The following is a 22,584-nucleotide window of genomic DNA, read 5'->3' as shown; positions in this document are numbered from 1 at the left end:
GAGTAAGTAAATAAACTAAAAGAACCAAATGAGTATCTAGTTTAAATTAACTTAGGATACACACCTTGGTTCTATTTTTATTAAAACTTATCTTTAGGGATTATATAGATACAAGTAGCTATAAAATTGCAGATAAATTTACTCACTATCCACTGACTTATCAGCCAGCTTGTCAGACTTTTCACCCTGCGCATCAGCGTGAATAATCGGTTGATTTCTAACACACATTAACGTTTCACTAAACATTTGGCATGAGCCTTTGAATAGGTCATTTTCACCGTTAGTGTATGAACATTGCGCTGACTTTTGCTTGCTTTCACAAGCTTGCCAAGGCGCAGAATGAGTATGAGAGTCATGAGCGCTGGCAACAACGCTACTCAGCAGCATTAAACTTGCCGCAATTATTAAAAATTTATTGTGCTTCATTATTGTGCTGTCTCACCGCTAAAGCAGCCAATAAATAGGTTTTCACCTGGGCCAGCTGAATGATAATGGTAGCCACGCGCGTCATCGGTATGGCCTCGACATGAATCTAAATCATCTTCTTCTGCGTTGTTTTCATCTAACATGCTATGAATGGCGTAACCGTCAAGTGCATAACCAAATGCACCGCCATGGCCGTCAGGTTCAAATGCTATCGCAGGACAAGTACCTTCTCCGTGATTTGCTCCGTGGTAATGGTAGCCAGCAAATGGGTTAACATGACCAACACAATCGTCAAATGCGGCAATAGTATAAGCACTCAATATAGCTTCTGTTGGTGCGGCGGCATCTAAAGTAACACCGTTGAACGCTACGCCAACACTATCTCGCCCAACTTGGCCAGCTTGTGAACGTGCTACAGGTGTTGTTGGAATTAAAAATGTTGACGATATTCCCTCACCTTCAGTATCACTGTAATAGCTAATTTCACATTGCACACAAAAATTATTGTACTGAGCGTCAACATCTGGTCTTGCTGCAGCTTCACAGGCTATTTGCGTATTGGTAATGTTAACTTCACCCGTTTCGGCGTTGTATAACTGCCAATTGCTATCACCATAAAACAAATCTAAATTCGTAATAAACTCACCCGTTAGATCATATAAAACTCCATCATCAAACCACTTTCCAGCGTTAGCCGCTTCAGTACTGGTAGTTTCAGGACAAAATGGTCCGAGGGTCGTTCTATCGGATGGAAAACCATTCACAGTAATAGAATAACAAGTAGAGGCTTCACCATTAGACAAAGTACAAGCAACTTCGGTAACTGAACCCGATGAAGATAAGTCAAACTTTGTGGTATCAACAGGGTAATTACTCGTGTCGCTTACTACTTCAACTTCAACAGCATCAACGACTTCGTTCGTTGAGTTACTACCGCCACAACCAGTAAAAATTAGCAGGCTTAACACAGGAAAACCTAAGGTTATTACTTTATTCATACTTATACTCTATTTGTTATTTTGATGATGATATTAGTAATGATAAGAAACAAATGTGCAAGAAATGCGTAAGAATTAAGTAAATGTATTGTTTTTTTGTTTGGCAGTATATGCAGCTATGTTTATTGTTAAAACGCAGATTGTAGTGGTTATCAGTAATATGTAGCCGTACACTCAAATTTTGATAAGAATAAGCCATACAACGCTGATACGCTGATAATCCTAGCTTACTCTTTGCTAATTTTAATGATGTTGAAAGATCAGTTTTTCAATAAAAATGTTTTCAACTCAGGAATGCATGAGCCACAGTTAGTGCCACATTTTAACTTTTCACCTAAACTTGTTACCGATTTACAATGCCCAGATTTAATTGCTTCTTGTATCGTTTTTTCACCCACCTGAAAACAAGAACAAATCATGTCACCCACGTCATCTTTGCCATCACTATCAATACCTGACATTAACTCAAAGCGAGTTTTTATTGGTAGTGCTTTATGTAATTGCCCTTCAATATATCGGCTATTAAATTTTAGGCTTAAATCAGTGCTTGCAGCAAAAAAACAATGCAGTTGGTTATCGATAAAGCCCGCAATGCGTAATACATTCTTTTGATCGTCTTTTAATACCAGCCAGTCATCAATTTTCGGATATAAATTAGCTAAAAAAGTCTCATCGTTACCCAACTCCTGCTTATCAGACAATAAATATTTATGCCCTTGCTCAAGCTGAATTTTACTCCAGTAACTGGTTGGACAATTTACCGTTTGTGCAGAAATTAAGTAGCCTGACCATACGGCATTAAACGGTTTAATACTAACTGGGCTATGTTTAAACTCAGGCTGCCCGCACAGTTCATCTGTAATCGGGTTCACGAGTGCTGAAACACGCGCAGAAGCTGAAAAGTTATCGTTCCAATGAATAGGCACAAAAATTTCACCCGTGCGCTGTTCATCTGTAATGTTTACTCTTCCAATATATTCAGCGCCTAAGTTAGCGAGTACCGCAAGTTGTTTGTCTGCTAATTGAAAACGCTGTGCGTCATTTGCGTTAACGGCAATGTAAGGCTCGTTTGAATGGGTCATTAATTTAGCGACACGACCTGTTCGGTTCATAGTGTGCCATTGGTCACGTATTCGACCCGAATTCATCACCACTTGATGGCTAGCTGGTAATATTTTAGGTAGCTGAGCAATAATTGGAACAAAATTCGCTTTTTCATTTTTTGTCGCAAAAACACCATCAGTGAATATACGTTTTACCCCGTTTGGGTTCGCCGCATTAATCGGCCACTTAGTCGGTAAAAAGTTTTCATAATCAGATGCTGAAATATTGGCTAAGGCTGAAATATCAAAAACGCGATAAATATCATTCTTAGCTCGATTTTCATCATACGGATGACTATTTTCAAAGCCAGATAATGCCGCATGCTCTCTAAATATATCGACAGGATGTTGATAATTAAACGCCTCTTTAAAACCCAATTTGTGTGCAACGTCTGTAATTATTTGCCAATCATTTTTTGCTTCACCAGGCGCTTTTAACATGCTTTTATGCACAGAAATAGTGCGATCAGAGTTTGTTACAGAGCCATGTTTTTCGCCCCATGTACTCGCGGGTAAAATTACATCAGCATAATCTAACGTGTCAGTATTTTCATAACATTCACTCACGACTACCATAGGGCATTTTTTTAATGCTCGCTTAACAAGGTTAGCATTAGGCATACTGACGACTGGATTAGTCGCCATGATCCAAATGGCTTTTATCTGCCCTGAATCTACTGCGTCAAATAAATCAACTGCCTTTAGACCTTGTTTGCTAGCTATATTGGGGGATTGCCAAAAACGTTTTACTAAGTCTATTTCATTTGGGTTTTCAAAATGTAAATGTGCAGCGAGTTGAGTTGATAAGCCGCCCACTTCGCGCCCTCCCATAGCATTAGGTTGCCCGGTAATTGAGAAAGCAGCTGCGCCTTCTCGCCCTATTTTCCCTGTTGCTAAATGGCAGTTAATAATCGTGTTGCCTTTATCAACACCCGTTGAAGACTGGTTAATTCCTTGCGAAAAAAATGTTACAACCTTGTCGGTTTGGGCAAATATTTGATAGCTTTCAAGCAATAGAGAAAGCTCAATATCACAAGCGACTGCTACGGCTGAAATATCTACAAACTGGCTTTTTGCCGTTTGCAAGGTTTGCTCGAAACCTTGACAATGCTCGGCGATATAATCTTTATCTAACTTGCCTTGCTCGGCTAAGTACATTAACAAACCATTGTAATAATAAGCATCGCTGCCAGGTTTTATCGCTAAATATAAATCGGCATCTTTAGCTGTAGCGGTTTTACGTGGATCAATCACGACTATTTTGCGTGTTGGGTTTTCTTCCCTTGCTTTAATCATGCGCTGATAAACTATAGGGTGTGCGTATGCTGGGTTAGCACCAATAATAAAAATAGCTTCAGCAGCGCTTAAGTCATCATAACAACCAGCAACAACATCTTCGCCAAAAGCTCGTTTGTGAGCAGTGCTTGCCGTTGCCATACATAAGCGAGAGTTAGTATCAACATTAGCTGAGCCAATAAAGCCTTTCATTAGCTTATTAGCAACATAATAATCTTCAGTAAGCAGTTGGCCTGATAAATAGAAAGCGACAGAGTCAGGACCATATTGCGCTATTGTATCTTGAAAGTGCTTGGCAACCTTAGACGTGGCTTCATCCCAACTAACATTCTCCCCGTTAACACGAGGACTTAAAATGCGATTTTCTATACCTTGAGTTTCATGTAGAGAAGATCCTTTTACACATAATCGCCCTAAGTTTGCTGGATGAAGGGCGTTACCTTTTACCGCAATAACTTTATTATTTTCAACGGTGGCTTCAATACCACAACCCACGCCACAATATGGGCAATTGGTTTTACTGATGGTTTGGTTACTTATTAAAGCCGGAGCCTGTTTATCGGTAAAAATAATGTTGGTCATGAAATTCTCATACTTGAACTAACCTTTGTAACGCTTATTTTTCGTTAGCAAAGTGTTAGTTGGTAAAATGTGATAAAAGCTATTTATTGATTTAAAAATCGAGATTGCTATTTTTAAGCTAAAGCCAAAACTATGCAGATGAGCGTAAAGCCTTAGCATTACTAAGCGATGCAGACTTTCTTCTCATCTTCTACAATGGTGACAAATTCTTCGCCAATTAAGAGCTCTGGTAACATAGGAGTAACGATCACTTTTTGCTGCATTAACGTAAAGTAAGCCATACCAGAACTAACATCGCCAAATAAAACAACACCACTTACTTGGCCTTGTTTAACGATAATTTTTCGGTAAATAAGGGCTTTTTTATCTAATAAAGTAAAACATTGGCTATCGTCGGATACTTCAACATCGCCCGCTGAAAACAACTGAACACCCGACACCTTCAATTTGGTTGGTACAGGTGCGTTTTTAAATGGCTTTTCTACGTTGTTACATAAACGCTCAGCAAGCGTAATACATTGCTCCCAAATAGGGTCAACTAAACCAAAAGTGGCTTGGTTATGTTCACAACACTCACCTAAAGCACTAATTGAAGTGTCACTGGTTTGCATATAATCGTTGACTAATATGGCACGATTGAAGTCGATATTACTGATCTCGGCTAATTCTTTGTTCGGCGTAATACCCGTAGCAATAACGGCCATTTGCGCGCTAATAAACTCACCATTGGTTAACGTAACACCAGACAGTTCTTCGGTCTGTTCAGCTGAATTAGCTAAAGGTTGAGTTGTTGAACTTTGCCCCTTTATATTTTCAAAAGCAGCCACTTCATGACCTAAAGCAAACTTAATATTCTTTTGTTCCATAATGCTTTGCAACATAACACCTGCAACTTTATCTAACTGTCGGTTAAGCAGCCATTTATTACGATGGATTAACGTTACTTCCACACCACTCAGCGCTAAGCCATAAGCCGCCTCTAGCCCTAATAAACCACCACCAATCACAACAGCTTGTTTCGAGCTTGTTCCCGCTTGTTTAGCAAAGGCTTGAATTTTTTCAGTGTCAGCAATATTTCGAAAATTGAAGATACCAGCAATTTCTTGATTTTTAGCTGGGATTTTAGCAGTACGTGAGCCTGTAGCGATGATGAGTTCGTCGTAATGTATTTGCGTATCAGAGGCTAAATCTACGTACTTTTTTTCTTTATTTATATATGTAACAACACAACCACTTAAAAAATTAATATTATGCGCTTTGTACCACGCCAGCGGTTTTTGCATAATACTGTCAATCGTGGCGTCACCGGCTAATACTGCAGATAACATAATACGATTGTAGCTACCAAAGTGCTCTTTACCGATAACCGTAATTTGATACTTGTGAGGCGTGCGCTTAATTATTTCGTCTAACAACCGACCAGTCGCCATACCGTTACCAATGATCACCATTGATGGTTTAATTTGAGTCACCGGTTCAGCATGTTTAGTTATTAACTTATCAGCTGTTGGGATTTCGGTAATAGCCATTTTACTGCTCTCGTATATCTAGTTATGTTATTAACGAATATAAATCTGTGACTCAACTCGTTACTTAACGTTATCTATACGGATAACTGCAGTTAGTGTGCCATGTGACTTTAGGCAAGATATTTACTTTTATTTCATTGTTATCAAAGAATTTAATTGTTAAGTATAATAAAGTGAATGAAAAAAAACAGATAGTTTAAAGCAGTGTTTGCACCGATATGGTGCTTGCATGCAATATTATATCAACGATGGTACTACTCACTTAACTCCTTAATTGAATGCTTAATTGAATACTTAATTGAATGCTTGGTCGCTGCTACTTTGAGTATATTATCCTTTACCTTGCAACATGCCGACATGCTGACATTCATCTTATGTATGACTAATTCACGCCTGCTTCCTCTAATTATAAAAAAACTAGTCTTTCATCATTCAAATATCACCCTATATAACGCCAATCAAAATGAGGCGTAAATCCTTACATTAAAGCGAGTTTTGCGTGTTTTTTCGCTGAATATAATTAACTTTTTCTTACGAAATTGATGCGACTTTTTTATAAGTAAATTTATAGCTTTATGTCACTGTAGATAAGCTAATTAATTAATCTATTTTCAACTGGCCATGGTGTAAAGTTTTTATACACAGTGCATACGTTTTTTATTACCTTCCTGCACTCAATCTGTGCGTGCACGTTATTGTATCGTGCATAAATAACCAAACCACAACTTAAAACCATTATAAAAAACAAATCAATATCAATTAAAACAACATCATAAAGAAGAATACTTTAGTGGCATTACATTTGCTACTCAGTGTTCAATAACGTTATTGACATAAAAGTAAGCCTACCTGCTTACATTAAATAACAAACCCTTTTTTATTATTAACAGAGAAAATACATCTCTGGACAATAAAAAAAACAAATTTTAACTTTTAGGAGTTGTTGCATGAGCGGTCAAGATAGTCTTAATATTTTTTCATTTAAAGGAAAAATGAAAGCCTTACATATGAGCTGGATAGCATTTTTTATTACCTTCGCAGTTTGGTTCAATTTTGCACCATTAGTGTCGGTTATTGCTGACTCGCTAGGATTATCGAAAGCTGAAATAAAAACCTTAATGCTATTAAACGTCGCATTAACCATCCCGGCGCGCGTTATTATCGGCATGTTGACCGATAAATACGGCCCTCGTTTAACTTTCGCTGTTTTACTTGCCGTATGTAGCATCCCTTGTTTTATGTTTGCTTTTGCAAGCTCCTTTGAACAAGCCGCATTGTCTCGCTTCTTATTAGGCTTTATTGGTGCTGGTTTTGTTATCGGTATTCGTATGGTATCTGAGTGGTTCCCAGCTAATGAATTAGGAACGGCGGAAGGTATTTATGGTGGATGGGGTAATTTTGGCTCGGCTGCAGCAGCGATGACTTTGCCAACACTTGCATTAGCGTTTGGTGGTGAAGACGGCTGGAGATACGCGGTTGCCTTTACCGGAGCATTAAGTTTAATTTTCAGTGTTATTTGGTATAAAAACGTAACTGATACTCCGAAAGGATCAACCTACTTTAAGCCTAAACAAACCGGTGCAATGGAAGTTACCTCCACTGGCGATTTCTTTTTGTTATTAATTATGAAAGTTCCAATGTACGCAGCTTTAGCCTTACTTGCTTGGAAATTATCACCGGCTGGCGTAAGTTTATTATCGGAACAAAGTGCCATATTGGCTTATCTGAGTTTAGTGGCTTTATTTGCCATTGAAGTAAAACAAACCATAAAAGTAAACGGTCATTTATTTTCAAAGCCAGTAGAAGAAATTCACCGTTATAAATTCAGACAAGTCGCTGTATTAAACGTTCTTTATTTTGCTACATTCGGTTCAGAGTTAGCCGTGGTATCAATGTTACCGTTATTTTTCGCTGAAACTTTTGAGTTAAGTATGGTTTATGCTGCCATGTTAGCGTCAACTTATGCCTTTATGAATTTAATGTCTCGCCCAGGTGGCGGCTGGTTATCTGATAAATTTGGCCGTAAAAAAACCTTATTAATTTTAACCGCTGGTTTAGCGATTGGTTATTTTGCTATGTCTGAAATCACAGGTGAATGGCCTTTAGCATTAGCGGTAGTCACAGCAATGGCTTGTTCTTTTTTCGTTCAAGCAGGTGAAGGTGCAGTATTTGCGGCAGTGCCATTAATAAAACGTAGGTTAACGGGTCAAATTGCCGGCATGACAGGCGCTTATGGTAACGTAGGTGCGGTGGTGTATTTAACGGTATTAACCATGGTTGATTATTCAACCTTCTTTATGGTGATAGCCGCTACTGCTGTGGTCGGATTTGCGACTTTACTCTTTATGGAAGAGCCAAAAGGCACTATTACTGAAGTACGAGAAGATGGTACGGTAGAATTAATTAATGTCAGTCACTAATAAACTATGAGCAATGCCCCACAACGAGGCCAAAGCACAGCTGCAGACTTGCAATTGTGCATTGGCGGATTCTCTTCAAAAGGTTTAAAAGCCGAAAACGAAGATGCTTTCGCTGCTATTGTGCCTGATAGCCACGAGTTACGTGCTAAAGGTGCAGTTGCGGCGATTGCTGATGGGCTATCGAGCGCAAATAAAGCCGCTGATGCTTCTCAACTTGCTGTAACACAGTTTATTCAAGAATATCTTGTGACCCCTGAAACATGGTCAACTCAAAAGTCGGCAGCTAAAGTATTAACCAGTTTAAATAACTGGCTATATTCACAAGGTGGCTTTGTTGAAGGTTTAGCCGATGAAAATTCTCCACAATGGCTAACAACTTTTTCAGCCTTAATTGCTAAATCTACCACTGGCTATATTTTTCATGTCGGTGATACTCGCATAACCAAATATCGCAATCAGCAGTTAGAGGTTATTACACGTGATCATAATCGTAAGCAAATTGGGCAACAGGCTTTATTAACAAGAGCGTTAGGTGCTGATAATCGTTTAGAGGTTGATGTTCATAAAGTTGACTTACAATCAGGCGATTTATACATGCTAAGTTGTGATGGTATTCACGACTATATAACAAAAGCCACTTTTCAATCATTGTTTGATTCTTTACCACTTTCGCCAAAAAAATCTGATTTAGAAGCCCTTTCTATCAAAATTGTTAACACCGCACTTGAACAAGGTAGTAATGACAATGTTACCTGTTTATTGGTTTATGTTCAGGCAGTACCCAACCGTAAACTGGCCGAAATTCAACGTGATTTAAGTGCAAAATCAATTCCTCCGGCATTAAAAGTTGGCCAGAAGCTAGATGGCTACTTAGTTAAAAAAGTGATCCACGCGAGTATCCGTTCACATTTGTATCTTGTAATCGATGTTGAAACAGATAAACCTTATGTTTTAAAAGCGCCATCAGCTAATTTTGCAGACGATGCTATTTATTTACAAGGCTTTATGCGTGAAGCGTGGGTCGGCGAACGTATTAAACACGGCAACGTAATGCGCGTGCTACCTGGAAGAAAAAACAGCCAGTTTTTATATCATGTTTGTGAATACCTGCAAGGCCAAACTTTAGGAGAGTGGTTACATGACAACCCTAAACCGAGCATTGCACTAGTTCGCGATATAATGAAACAAGTTATTAGCGCACTAAGAGCGTTTCAGCGTTTAGATTTAGTACATCGTGATTTAAAGCCAGACAACATTATGATCGACCAATATGGCCATATTAAATTGATTGATTACGGCACCGTATTTGTTGCTTCACTGGATGAAAATCAAGAAACAATAAAAGAAGAAGTGCCTTTTGGATCTTTAAACTATATTGCGCCTGAAACGCTATTGCATATGAAAGCAGATAATCAAAGCGACTTATTCTCATTGGGTGTCATATGTTATGAAATGCTGTCAGGCGAGCTTCCATATAAACCCATGCAGCGAGCTGAAGTAACAATCAAAGATTATAACAGTATGCAATATCGCAGCATTAAACAGTTTCGACCTGAATTACCTTTATGGCTAGATTTAAGCTTACAAAAAGCAACAGAGGCCGATCCAAGGTTACGCTACAAAGCCTTTTCAGAATTTTTTGCTGATTTAAGCAACCCAAAAACAAATGCAGTAGAAGAATATAAAAGTCAGCCTTTATTAAAACGTAACCCCATTTTATTTTGGCAATCATTATCAGCCTTATTGTTTGTTGGGCTAATTGCCGCATTACTCCATTAACCAGTAATGCCATTATTTATAAATTTATAATTCATGCGTTTCACGCACATCCTTGGTGCGTGAATATCTTCACTATAGTGCAACCTCTCTCAATTACCACCTAGATCAAAATCTACCCCTTTGAATTGATTAACAAAAGTTAACTGGTTCGTTTATTGCAAATACCCATTCATTATTTAGTTCCGCAAATATAGCGGTAATTTAAAGCAATAGGATTGTAAAATATGAACACACAACCACGAAAAATAGTCGTCGTTGGAAATGGCATGGTAGGTCATCACTTTGTTGATGAAATGGCTAAACATGAAGGCTATGAAATTACCGTATTATCCGCTGAAGACCGTTTAGCTTACGACCGTGTTCACTTATCAGAGTATTTTTCTGGCAAAACGGCTGAAGATTTAGCCATGACTTCGCCAGCATATTACAACGACATTGGCGTTAAGTTTTTTACCAACGCAAAAGTAACTCACATTGATAAAGCTGCGAAAGAAGTAACCACAGAAACGGGTGAAACTTACGCATATGATAAGCTTGTTATGGCTACAGGTTCGTATCCATTTGTTCCCCCTATTCCTGGTAAAGAACGTGACCATTGTTTAGTTTATCGCACCATTCAAGATTTAGACGATATTCAAGCCTCAGCCAAAGCTGGTAAAGTAGGTGTTGTTGTTGGCGGTGGTTTATTAGGGCTAGAAGCTGCTAACGCACTAAAAGAATTGGGTTTACAAACTCATGTGGTTGAATTTGCTCCACAACTTATGGGTGTACAATTAGACACCGACGGTGGCGCATTATTACGCTCAATGATTGAAGGTATTGGCGTTCAAGTACACACTCAAAAAGCTACTAGCGAGATTGTCGACGGCGAAGAGTGTGTTCACCGAATGAATTTTGCTGATGGCACGCACTTAGAAACTGACGTTATTTTATTTTCTGCGGGTATTCGCCCTTACGACAACCTAGCACGTGAATTTGATTTATCTGTTGGCGAACGTGGCGGTATTGTTGTAGATAATAACTGTAAAACTTCTGATGAAAGCATTTACGCCATTGGCGAATGTGCGCTTTGGAATAACTTTATTTTCGGTTTAGTTGCCCCAGGCTACACCATGGCAAAAGTTGCTGCCGATAATATTATTGGCGGTGAGCAACAATTTACAGGTGCTGATATGAGCACCAAGTTAAAATTAATGGGCATGGATGTAGGTTCAATTGGTGATGCACATGCAAGAACCGAAGGCTGTAAAAGCTATGTATATTCTAATCAGCCGGATCAAATTTATAAAAAAATTGTCGTAAGCCCAGATGGTAAAGAATTAATCGGCGCCGTTTTAGTCGGTGATACCAGCGAGTATGATTCATTACTTCAATATGCTTTAAATGGTATTGAATTACCTGAAAACCCTGACGGATTAATCTTACCAAGTTCAGGTGAAAAACCAACATTAGGCGTTGATGCCTTACCCGATACCGCCACTATATGTTCATGTTTAAACGTGACAAAAGGCGACATTATTGCGGCGATTGATTGTGGCGCAGTAGATGTTGGTCAAGTTAAATCATCAACTCAAGCCGCTACCGGCTGTGGTGGTTGTGCTGCTTTACTGAAAAAGGTTACCGATCACGAACTAGAAAAACGTGGTGTTGAAATCAGCACAGATCTTTGTGAACATTTTGCCTACAGTCGTGTTGAACTATTTCACATTGTGCAAGCAGAACAAATTAAAAACTTTGATGTGTTAGTAGAAAAGCACGGTTCAGGTTTGGGTTGTGAAATATGTAAACCGGCTGCCGCATCTATTCTTGCGTCGGTATGGAACGACTATATTTTAAAACCAGACCATGTTTCGCTGCAAGACACCAACGATATCTTCCTAGGTAATATGCAAAAAGATGGTACTTACTCTGTTGTACCTCGCATGCCTGGTGGTGAAGTTACACCGGACAAGTTAATTGTTATTGGTGAAGTAGCCAAAGAATATAACTTATATACCAAAGTAACTGGTGGCCAACGTATCGATTTATTTGGGGCACGTGTCGACCAGTTACCTGCTATATGGAAACGTTTGATTGATGCTGGCATGGAAACAGGTCACGCCTATGGTAAATCGTTACGTACGGTTAAATCTTGTGTTGGTAGCACTTGGTGCAGATACGGACAGCAGGACAGCATGGCGATGGCGATTCGATTAGAAGATCGTTACAAAGGCTTGCGTTCACCACACAAAATTAAGTTTGCCGTTTCGGGTTGTACACGTGAATGTGCAGAAGCGCAAAGTAAAGATATAGGCATAATCGCGACAGAAAATGGCTGGAACTTATATGTCAGTGGTAATGGTGGTATGAAACCGCGCCATGGTGATTTATTTGCCACCGATTTAGATGATGAAACACTTATTAAATACATTGACCGCTACTTAATGTTCTATGTACGTACAGCAGATCGATTAACCCGTACTTCAGTGTGGCTAGACAACCTAGAAGGTGGTTTACCTTATATGGAAAAAATCGTTAAAGATGACCATTTAGGTATTAATGATGAATTAGAAAAGCAAATGCAAAATGTTGTAGACACCTATCAATGTGAGTGGAAAACCACCATTGAAAGTGAAGAACAATTAAAACGCTTCCGCCAGTTTGTTAACTCAGATGCTATCGATGGCAATATTGAATTTGTTACTGAACGTGAACAAATTCGTCCTGCTAAGGATGAAGAGAAAAAATATGGCGTTAAAATCCAAGCAGTTGACTTAACGCCAGCATAAAAAGTTTACGAACCAGAAAGGAAAATATTATGACAACACAAAGCACTTGGCAAACCATCTGCCCAACAAGCGATTTAGTGAAAAATTCAGGCGTATGTGCATTATTAGCAAACCAAGAGCAAGTCGCTTTATTTCAGGTTGGAAATGACAAAGTATTTGCCGTTTCTAACTTTGACCCTTTTGGTAAAGCGAACGTTTTATATCGCGGCTTAATTGGCGAAACTAAAGGCGATATTTACGTGGCTTCACCGTTATTAAAACAACGTTTTGTTTTACATTCTGGTGCTTGTTTAGATGACGATGCCTTTGCTATTCAGACTTACGAAACACGTATATCTGATGGAAATTTAGAAATATTCGGTTAAATATATAACAGATATATTGTTTTAAAAATCCCAATTTAGTTAACTAAGTTGGGATTTTAATTTTTAGTATTTATCATTAAATTTACTGGCATTAATTCTGCCTTATTTTTAAAAGTAGATTAAATTATTCATTTTGATTGGAATAAATTGAAAAATAACACGTTATCTTTACCTAAAAAAAATACGCTAATTCAAGATGCTCCTTCAGGGTTAAAAGTATTGCTTGCAGAAATTAACCATGTAAAAGCAAAAGCATTAATGAGTGTACTGACTAATGGACAATATGACATCTATCATATTGCTCATTCTGGCGTACCTTTGCTAAGAGATGTTAAACAGCTTAACCCTGATGTCATTATTATAGATATAGAATCGCCTAATAGAGATATGCTTGAAAATCTCAATCAAATATCCCAATTCGCACCTAAACCTATCGTGGTTTTTTCAGAACAACAAAATACCAATACAACGATTAATCAAATGGTTAATTCGGGAGTTAGTGCTTATGTTGTTGGAGAAGTTGACCAAGTCAGAGTGAAGTCGATCATTGATGTTGCCATTGCAAGATTTGACCTTTTTCAAGGACTAAAACAAGAGCTAGCTGACACTAAACAAAAACTGTCCAGCCAGAAAAATATCGATAAAGCTAAACGCTGGTTAATGGAAACAAAACAACTGTCTGAAATAGATGCATATCACTTCATTCGTAAAATAGCGATGGATAACAGCCAGAAAATGGATGATGTAGCCAAAAACATCCTCTCTGTCGCCAGCATTTTTTAGATTATTAAAAGCGCTTTAAAGTATTGTAGAGACTATAAATCATGTTTAGTGTTGAAAAGAAAAATATTACCCTAGGCTTTATGCCATTAACAGATAGTGCCCCCGTAGTCATGGCCCATGAAATGGGAATTTTTGAAAAATGGGGCCTTAACGTTAACCTTACCAAACAAAATTCTTGGGCCACATTAAGAGATAAATTGCATAGCGGAGTTATTGACGCCGCCCAAATGTTAGCTCCTATGCCCATTGCCAGTAACTTAGGCTTACACGGACAAAAATCAACCGTAATTTCCCCAATGATATTGAGTCGTAACGGTAATGGCATCACCTTATCGACTAAACTCTATCAAAAAATATTATCACAACATGATACGAATGCGCTCAGTATGCCGTTTTCGGCTAACATACTTAAGCATGAAATAGATGAACGAAAAAAAGGGGGTAATAAATTAACCTTCGCTGTCGTTTTTCCATACAGCTGTCACTATTATCAACTTATTGAATGGCTGAAAAATAGTGACATTAGCCCATCAGATATTAATTTATTAATTGTACCTCCTTCAGACATGGTGCCTTCTATGCATTCAGGCGATCTTGATGGCTTTTGTGTGGGTAGTCCTTGGAATGCTAAAGCGGTTAGAGAAGGTGTTGGCATCACAGGTGTTACTTCTTCTGACTTATGGGAAGATTCGCCTGAGAAGGTACTTGGGTTAATGTCTGATTGGCAAGTCAAGCATCCAAAAACAACATTTGCCTTAGTATCTGCTTTATATGAAGCATGCCAATGGCTTGAAAATATTCCCAATCGCTTTGAAGCGGCAAGGTTATTGAGTCGTGCAAAGTATTTAGACACACATATCGACGTCATTGCGCCTTCATTAATGGGTAGTTGTCTAACCCTTAACAATACATCACCACGTAAAGTAGAAAGCTATCAACAATTTTCGACCTTAGGTGATCCCACATTTAATAGACCAGCACATTATTTCGGTGAAAACATTGCCAAATTGATGCAAGCGTGTGGACACATAAACACACAACAAACTTCGGCTCTAGACATTGCCTCAATCTACAGAGAAGATATTTATCAAGCTGTAATATACAAGGGTAAGTAGAGTCTTCACTAAAGTGGATCATCTGCATTCAGCTCTAAATATACACCAAAACAGTGCAAGTACTTCCCAGTTTTGGAACAAGTCGAGCAAAGCATTTAATAAAAAAACACATATAACAAAGTAAGCAACTGATTTTAAATGAAATTAATAGATGGCATTAATTGTGCTTTATAGTAAATAGCGTTTTCAGGTTAATTCAATCAACAGCGGTTGTTTTAACCATAAAGTGAAAACTGACTAAAAACTTATTTCGTTAAAACTAATCGCACTGCAACGACGTAGTCATGGTTAGTTTGGCATTGAAGCCCACAGTACTCGGATTGTATCCGAAGTACTGTGGGCTTTTTTATTTGGAGAAAGGTATTTTGAAAACAACTTTAAAAAAAGAATATAACAAATTATGCCGTACTGTTATTGCAGGACTCTGTATTTCTGGCTCCCTACTCACTTCTTCGTTGCAAGCAGCAGAGCTAGGCTACCCAGAAAAAGAAGAACTTAAATTTGGTTTTATTAAATTAACCGATATGGCCCCTATCGCTATTGCGTACGAGAAGGGTTTTTTTGAAGATGAAGGCTTATACGTCACGATTGAATCACAAGCGAACTGGAAAGTATTGCTTGATGGCGTTATAGATGGTCGATTAGATGGTGCTCACATGCTTGCTGGCCAACCAATTGCAGCAACGATTGGTTACGGAACTAAAGCTGAAATTATCACACCTTTTTCAATGGACTTAAATGGCAATGCGATTACTGTTTCTAATGAAATTTGGAAGCAAATGAAGGTCAACATTCCTAAGCAAGCCGATGGAAGACCAGTTCACCCGATTAAAGCTGATGCCTTAAAACCGGTTGTAGAAAAGTATATTGATGAAGGTAAACCTTTCAACATGGGCATGGTATTTCCCGTGTCAACACATAACTATGAGTTACGCTATTGGTTAGCGGCTGGTGATATTCACCCAGGATTCTACGCCCCGCATAAAGGTGATACATCAGGAAAAATTGACGCGCAAGTGCTGTTGTCAGTAACGCCTCCACCACAAATGCCAGCCACAATGGAAGCCGGCACTATTTATGGATATTGTGTAGGTGAACCTTGGAACCAGCAAGCCGTTTTTAAAGGTATTGGTGTACCGGTTGTTACCGATTATGAAATTTGGAAAAACAATCCCGAAAAAGTATTTGGTATAACTAAAGTTTTTGCTGAGAAATACCCAAATACCACTATTCGTTTAACACGTGCATTGATACGTGCAGCTAAGTGGTTAGACGACAACAATAATGCTAACCGTCCAGAAGCGGTGAAAATTTTATCTCAATCGAACTATGTTGGAGCCGATTACGACGTTATCGCAAACAGCATGACAGGGACTTTCGAGTATGAAAAAGGCGATGTACGTTCAGTCCCTGACTTCAACGTGTTTTTTCGTTACAACGCCACCTACCCTTTCTACTCTGATGCCATTTGGTATTTAACACAAATGCGTCGTTGGGGACAAATAAGCGATGACAAACCTGACAGTTGGTACAAAGATATTGCCGCAAAAGTTTACCGACCTGATATATACATGGCTGCAGCGCAATCATTAGTTGATGACAAAATATTATCTAAAAGCGACTTTTCAGACTTAGTCGGAGAGGATGGTTTCCGTGCTCCTCAAAAACACTTTATTGACAATATTGTTTATGACGGGACACAGCCAAACGCCTATATCAACAAGTTTAAAATTGGCTTAAAAGCTGGTGACAAACTTTAGAACCTTGTCGTATTTCAGACCGAACGTTAGTAAGTAGTAATGTGCTACCCATAAATAGGTAGCGCATAAAGGAGAATAAAATGACTGCTGTAATTAGTAAAAAAGCACTAGGTATTGCGCCAATGAGTAATAACAAAATGATCCTGTCCTTTATTTCAGAAAAGACACAAGCGTTAATATTACCTTTGCTCGGTATCTTCTGCTTTATGCTGCTATGGTCGTTTACGGCTAGTAACATTGATACTTCACTCGGTAAATTCCCTGGACCCAGTGCTGTGGCTACTCAAGTGGTCAATTTAATTGATGAGCATAATGCTGAACGCGACAAAGAAGACGCTTTTTATATTCGCCAAGACGAACGAAATAAAGTGCGCATGGAAAAAGATCCCAACTATCAACCCAAAGTACGAACTTATACCGGTAAAGAAACATTTTTAGACCAAATATTTACCAGTTTAGTTACCGTAATAAGTGGATTTTTAGTGGCTGCTATTATTGCTATTCCGTTGGGTATTGCCATTGGTTTAAGTAAAACGCTCAACACGGCTATAAATCCCATAATACAGATATTTAAACCTGTATCACCCTTGGCATGGTTACCCATAGTAACCATGGTGGTCAGTGCGCTTTATGTATCTCCTGACCCTATGTTTGCTAAATCATTTATCACCTCTTTAATTACAGTAACCCTATGTAGTCTTTGGCCCATGGTTATCAACACCTCTTTTGGTGTGGCTTCAATGAACCAAGACTGGGTGAATGTCTCTAAAGTGTTAAGCCTGCCTAAACACGTACATATTCAAAAGATTGTTCTACCGGCTTCCATTCCTGCCATTTTTACGGGTATGAGAATGTCATTAGGCATTGCTTGGATGGTACTGATTGCGGCTGAAATGCTGGCACAAAATCCAGGGCTAGGAAAGTTCGTTTGGGATGAGTTTCAAAACGGCAGCTCGCAATCGCTGAGTCGCATTATGACCGCAGTATTAACGATTGGCCTTATTGGCTACCTGCTTGACAGAACCATGCTGCAACTTCAAAGAATGTTGTCTTGGGACAAATCAAGCGCACAACTATAGCCAATAAAGGATTAAGGAAATCACATGAGTATTATTTTAGACATCAGTAAAGTAGATATGGTATTTCCAACCCCTAAAGGCGACTTTACCGCGCTAAAGGGTGTTGACTTACAAATCAAAAAAGGCGAATTCATTTCACTTATTGGCCATTCAGGTTGTGGTAAATCTACCGTATTAAATATTGTTGCCTGTTTGCACAGAGCAACATTAGGCGGCGTGTTATTAAATAACAAAGAAGTGACAGAACCCGGCCCTGAACGTGCCGTTGTTTTTCAAAACCATTCATTATTGCCTTGGTTAACCGCCTATCAAAATATTGAATTAGCAGTAAAACAAGTATTTAAAAATAAAATGTCGCCAGCCGAAATGAAAGAATGGATTGAACATAACTTACGTTTAGTTCATATGGATCATGCAAAAGACAAGCGTCCTGATGAAATTTCAGGCGGTATGAAACAACGTATTGGTATTGCCAGAGCCTTAGCAATGAAACCCGAAATCCTTTTAATGGATGAACCCTTTGGTGCCCTCGACGCTTTAACGCGAGCTCATATGCAAGACTCATTAATGGAAATTCAACAAAAGCTAAATAACACCGTCATCATGATCACCCATGACGTAGATGAAGCGGTTTTATTGTCAGATCGCATTGTCATGATGACCAACGGACCAGCAGCGACAATAGGCGAAATATTAGACGTCAACTTACCTCATCCAAGAAACCGTTTAGCACTAGCAGAAGATGTTGAATATAACCGTTTGCGCTCAGCTGTTTTAACTTTTTTGTATGAAAAACAAAGAAAAGTTGAAGCTATTCCCACATCTGAGTCGACCAAAAAAACTGATAAAACGCAAACAAAACAAAAAGCGCCCAGTGTTGCTTAATACATTTAGCTAAATTTAAAAATTATAAAACTTATTTAAAAAACTTTAAGGGACAAACCATGCAAACAGTTCATAAACTCTCAAAACTTACTGCACTGATTTTATTAGCCAGTACAAGTGTTTCAGCAAACGCAAATAGCGAGACTGACGCTAAAGCCACTATAGATTTAAACTTGCGCTATGAAGCGGTTGATCAAGACAATGCTAAAAAAGATGCCTCGGCGTTAACACTAAGAACTCGCCTAAATTACACAACTGCTAGCTACAATGATTTTACCGCTGTTATTGAATTTGAAGACTCACGCCAAGTAGCGGGTGTTAACAGCTATAACGATACCGTTGGAAATAATACTGAATATTCTGTTATTGCCGATCCAGAAACGACTGAATTAGACCAAGCTTATGTACAATACAAAAAAGATGGGATAACCGCAAAAGTAGGTCGCCAAGTAATCACCTTAGATAACCATCGTTATGTAGGGCATGTAGGATGGCGTCAAGATAGACAAACTTTTGATGCAGCAACTATAACTTATGCAGCCTTAGAAAAGGTAAAAATGAGCTATAGCTACATTAATAAACGTAATCGTATTTTTTCCGATGAAAAAGATTTTGATTCGAAAGATCATTTACTTAACATCGCCTACAAAACAAGTTACGGCAAACTAACAGCTTACAGCTACCTTTTAGAGATTGATGAAGGAACGGCTAACAGCTTAGATACTTTCGGTGTGAGTTTTAACGGTAAAAAAGACAATTTTTCATATTCAGCAGAATTTGCTACTCAAGATTCAGAAAGCGGTGGAACCGACTACTCCGCAAGTTATATGGCCATTCAAGGTGGATACAGTTTTGATACGCTAACCCTTAAATTAGGTGCAGAGGTACTGGGCAGTGATGAAGCAATGTACGGATTTTCAACACCACTCGCAACATTACATAAATTCAATGGTTGGGCAGATATGTTTTTAGGCACACCTAAAGAAGGTTTGGTTGATCTTTATGTTTCTGTATCAGGCAAAGCATTCGGCGGTGGTTGGACTGTAACAGTTCATGATTACAGTGCTGATGAATCAACCGATACTGTTGACGATTTAGGCAGTGAAATTAATGCAGTTTATACGAAAAAATTCGCGAATAATTATAGTGCAGGTATAAAGTACGCGGCTTATTCAGCAGGTGATTCAGCTGCAGGTAACGTTGATACTGACAAAGTTTGGCTATGGGTTGGGGCTAAATTTTAGGCTAATGAACAAAGCATGAACTAAGATTGATTAACTTCAACCTTTGTATTACTGAAATTCGCTTGCTTGAAGTAAGTAAAAATCACCCCGATAAACTTAGCACTAAAATGGATATTAGTGCTAAGTTTCAGCATATAACTGATAAATATGTATCTCACTTGGTTTGATAAAAACTATAAATAGACAGGTTTTTACTGAATGGGTAAATCTAACAGTGGAAATTCAGCTCTGAGTCGTTTTACTAAATTTTCGTCAGTGCCCAGGCTTACTGCTAGATAAAATTCTTCTGATAATTTTTTTAAGGTATAAATCGTTTTAAAGTCAGAGGTTTTACACCCAGTTTCTTTACAGTAAAATTCAATCACCTGTTGGGTTGACGGAATAACATCGATTCGGCCTTTTTCTAACATCTGCATGGTGGTATATGTATTAACAATTTCAACTAACTCTTTATCAAACTGAAGACCTTGGCTTGCAAGCCATATGGTAACGGCATCAAGTCGCTTAACGCCAATTTGAACATCACTTAGTTCTGCTAGAGTTTTAATAGTCTGTAATTTACTACTCTTTAAAGTAATAAGCTCCATAGGTACGTGAGCTACCTTACCAATCCAAATAAATTTATTTTCACGCTCTGGTGTTCTAACTAAAGAAAATATAATGGTATTAGGCCTTTCTGATGCAATTTGAAATGCCCTAGCCCAAGGTAAAACTTCTATCTTATTTTCAGGTAAAATTTTATTGATTAGTTGTTGTACTTCAATGGCAACAATACCACCAATTAGCTCATAGTTATCACTGATTTGAAACGGCGCTAAGTGCTCAGTGACAATACGAACTTTTAATGATTCACTTTCTGCTTGTGAATGAAAAGATAACAGCATAAATAATGCGTATAGTGTGATTTTTTTGCTGAAAAATTCGAACAATAAAACTATAAAATTAATCCGGCTCAAATAAGAAATCCTTATTGGTATAACATACAGCTACAACGCTTATCATTTACGTCAAACACTATTTGTAATAAGTGCATTAAAGTATCCCGTACCTATAAAGTTAGCATAGTAAATTTAATCTAGCTTAATAATTAAAAATAAAGGTAAGCGGCTCAATTTAAGAAAAATGGCCTTAACCTTCCTACCTTGTCTGTGCATTAGCATAGAACTAACCTGTATATTTAGCTCAGACAAAGCACAAATTCTTCAGGGTAATACGACTAACTTTCATATCAACCCATTTATGTAACGCTTCACCATTTCATCTAGATAAATATACCCCTTCACCGAATCCCCATGGTTATAGTGGTTAATTACTGTACTGTAAATTTTGGCACTAGTTAAAGTATTTTGCTCTTGTGATTTTGCAATGAGAAAAACTTGACCTCGCTATTTAAAATTATAACTACACTAACAATAATCAAGATTTTCTATATTAATCATGCAAATACAACTTTATAACGTGTATTTTGTTAATCATAGGAAATCTTCTATTCATTTTTGGGGAAAACAAATGAATAAATCAAATAGTAAATTTGTTAAATCAATTATCACCTTAAGTCTGGGTTTAGCACTTAGTGCTTGTGGTGGTTCAGATTCAAAAAAAGATCCGGAACCAGTCGTAAACTCAGCACCCGTAATTTCAAGCACAGGGATGAATACGGTTGTCGCAGGCTCTCTATATTCATATACGTTAGTTTCAAGTGATGCCGACGGTGACGCATTAACATCAACAGCCTCTTCTCTACCTGCTTGGCTTTCTTTTGACAGCGCAACTGGCGTATTAAGCGGTACACCGGCTCAAAGCGACTCAGGCGACCATGCAATAACATTAACGGTTAGCGATGGCACTGCTGAGGTAACGCAATCTTTTACTATTACGGTAACCATACCAGTTGCAGAAAATAATGCCCCTGTGATTACTAGTACAGCAATAATAAGTGCAACGGTTGGTGAAGCCTATACTTATACATTAATAGCAACTGATACTGACAATGATATGTTAACCATGTCAACAACCATTCCAGGAGCGCTTTCTTGGTTAACATTTGATGAGACAACAGGCGTATTATCTGGAACACCTGCTTCAGGCGATGTAGCTGCTACAGATATCACCTTAACAGTAACTGACGGTACTGATGAAACTATGCAAACCTTTACCATTACGGTTGGTGAAGCTGCAGTTGAGGGACCTGCATTAGTGGTTTATGAAGAGATGGACAACCCACTTTGGCCAGTTTGGGAGAGCACTGATAGTGCTCCACCTGTAATTATTACAGATGGTGACCACGGTATGGTTGCTCAATTCGTCATCAACAATGGCACGGCAGGTGCTGTTATGGGTTTCAATGCCCGTGATGCAGTAGATGGTGTTGCTTTTGATACTCCAGCAGGCACTACTTTAGAATTTGACTTAAAAGTAACTTCCATGCCTGACACTGTCGGTACAGATTGGA

The 22,584-nt window shown here is 38.4% G+C and carries 16 protein-coding genes; 11 read left to right on the top strand and 5 right to left on the bottom strand.

Annotation, left to right across the window (positions count from 1 at the left end; all coding sequences use genetic code 11):
- Window positions 1-138 precede the first annotated feature (138 nt).
- The 4 genes from H4J50_RS12050 to H4J50_RS12035 form a co-directional block, all read right to left on the bottom strand.
- Entirely contained in the window at window positions 139-426 is a 288-nt protein-coding gene (locus H4J50_RS12050; protein WP_182256696.1) for a hypothetical protein, read from the bottom strand.
- Window positions 426-1,424: a YHYH protein gene (locus tag H4J50_RS12045; RefSeq protein WP_182256694.1), complete on the bottom strand. Its 999-nt coding sequence runs from the start codon at window positions 1,422-1,424 to the stop codon at window positions 426-428. The genes H4J50_RS12050 and H4J50_RS12045 overlap by 1 nt, the downstream gene beginning before the upstream one ends.
- 260 nt (window positions 1,425-1,684) lie before the next feature.
- The gene (locus H4J50_RS12040; RefSeq protein ID WP_182256692.1) at window positions 1,685-4,405 is read right to left on the bottom strand and encodes a nitrate reductase; all 2,721 of its coding nucleotides are present in this window, start codon (window positions 4,403-4,405) and stop codon (window positions 1,685-1,687) included.
- A 161-nt stretch (window positions 4,406-4,566) separates the two neighbouring features.
- The gene (locus tag H4J50_RS12035; protein WP_182256691.1) at window positions 4,567-5,934 is read right to left on the bottom strand and encodes an NAD(P)/FAD-dependent oxidoreductase; all 1,368 of its coding nucleotides are present in this window, start codon (window positions 5,932-5,934) and stop codon (window positions 4,567-4,569) included.
- 947 nt (window positions 5,935-6,881) lie between these two features.
- Here H4J50_RS12035 and H4J50_RS12030 point away from each other — a divergent pair.
- The 10 genes from H4J50_RS12030 (at window position 6,882) to H4J50_RS11985 (ending at window position 20,132) form a co-directional block, all read left to right on the top strand.
- On the top strand, window positions 6,882-8,354 hold the full coding sequence (locus H4J50_RS12030) for a NarK family nitrate/nitrite MFS transporter (RefSeq protein WP_182256689.1): 1,473 nt from the start codon (window positions 6,882-6,884) through the stop codon (window positions 8,352-8,354).
- 6 nt (window positions 8,355-8,360) lie between these two features.
- The gene (locus tag H4J50_RS12025) at window positions 8,361-10,133 is read left to right on the top strand and encodes a bifunctional protein-serine/threonine kinase/phosphatase (RefSeq protein WP_182256687.1); all 1,773 of its coding nucleotides are present in this window, start codon (window positions 8,361-8,363) and stop codon (window positions 10,131-10,133) included.
- 224 nt (window positions 10,134-10,357) lie between these two features.
- On the top strand, window positions 10,358-12,901 hold the full coding sequence (nirB, locus tag H4J50_RS12020) for a nitrite reductase large subunit NirB (RefSeq protein ID WP_182256685.1): 2,544 nt from the start codon (window positions 10,358-10,360) through the stop codon (window positions 12,899-12,901).
- 29 nt (window positions 12,902-12,930) lie between these two features.
- Complete coding sequence (nirD, locus tag H4J50_RS12015) at window positions 12,931-13,266, top strand: nitrite reductase small subunit NirD (protein WP_182256683.1); 336 nt, start codon at window positions 12,931-12,933, stop codon at window positions 13,264-13,266.
- Window positions 13,267-13,413: 147 nt separating this feature from the next.
- On the top strand, window positions 13,414-14,049 hold the full coding sequence (locus H4J50_RS12010) for an ANTAR domain-containing response regulator (RefSeq protein WP_220466185.1): 636 nt from the start codon (window positions 13,414-13,416) through the stop codon (window positions 14,047-14,049).
- Window positions 14,050-14,090: 41 nt separating this feature from the next.
- Complete coding sequence (locus H4J50_RS12005; RefSeq protein WP_182256681.1) at window positions 14,091-15,164, top strand: CmpA/NrtA family ABC transporter substrate-binding protein; 1,074 nt, start codon at window positions 14,091-14,093, stop codon at window positions 15,162-15,164.
- 413 nt (window positions 15,165-15,577) lie between these two features.
- Window positions 15,578-16,924: a CmpA/NrtA family ABC transporter substrate-binding protein gene (locus H4J50_RS12000; RefSeq protein ID WP_182256704.1), complete on the top strand. Its 1,347-nt coding sequence runs from the start codon at window positions 15,578-15,580 to the stop codon at window positions 16,922-16,924.
- A 122-nt stretch (window positions 16,925-17,046) separates the two neighbouring features.
- Window positions 17,047-18,003, top strand: coding sequence for an ABC transporter permease (locus H4J50_RS11995; protein ID WP_259366239.1), 957 nt, complete (start codon window positions 17,047-17,049; stop codon window positions 18,001-18,003).
- A 24-nt stretch (window positions 18,004-18,027) separates the two neighbouring features.
- On the top strand, window positions 18,028-18,888 hold the full coding sequence (locus H4J50_RS11990; protein WP_182256677.1) for an ABC transporter ATP-binding protein: 861 nt from the start codon (window positions 18,028-18,030) through the stop codon (window positions 18,886-18,888).
- Window positions 18,889-18,947: 59 nt separating this feature from the next.
- Entirely contained in the window at window positions 18,948-20,132 is a 1,185-nt protein-coding gene (locus H4J50_RS11985) for an alginate export family protein (protein WP_182256675.1), read from the top strand.
- Window positions 20,133-20,323: 191 nt separating this feature from the next.
- Here the strand turns inward: H4J50_RS11985 and H4J50_RS11980 are convergent, their stop codons facing one another.
- On the bottom strand, window positions 20,324-21,016 hold the full coding sequence (locus H4J50_RS11980) for an ABC transporter substrate-binding protein (RefSeq protein ID WP_182256674.1): 693 nt from the start codon (window positions 21,014-21,016) through the stop codon (window positions 20,324-20,326).
- Window positions 21,017-21,641: 625 nt separating this feature from the next.
- Between H4J50_RS11980 and H4J50_RS11975 the strand changes: the two genes are divergently transcribed.
- The coding region (locus H4J50_RS11975) for a putative Ig domain-containing protein (protein WP_182256672.1) at window positions 21,642-22,584 on the top strand (943 nt) is incomplete at its 3' end.

Origin of the sequence: Colwellia sp. 6M3 (assembly GCF_014077595.1) — a bacterium.
Lineage (GTDB): Bacteria > Pseudomonadota > Gammaproteobacteria > Enterobacterales > Alteromonadaceae > Cognaticolwellia.
Note: the sequence above shows the minus strand (reverse complement) of the source record. Positions and strands in the feature narration are given on the sequence as shown.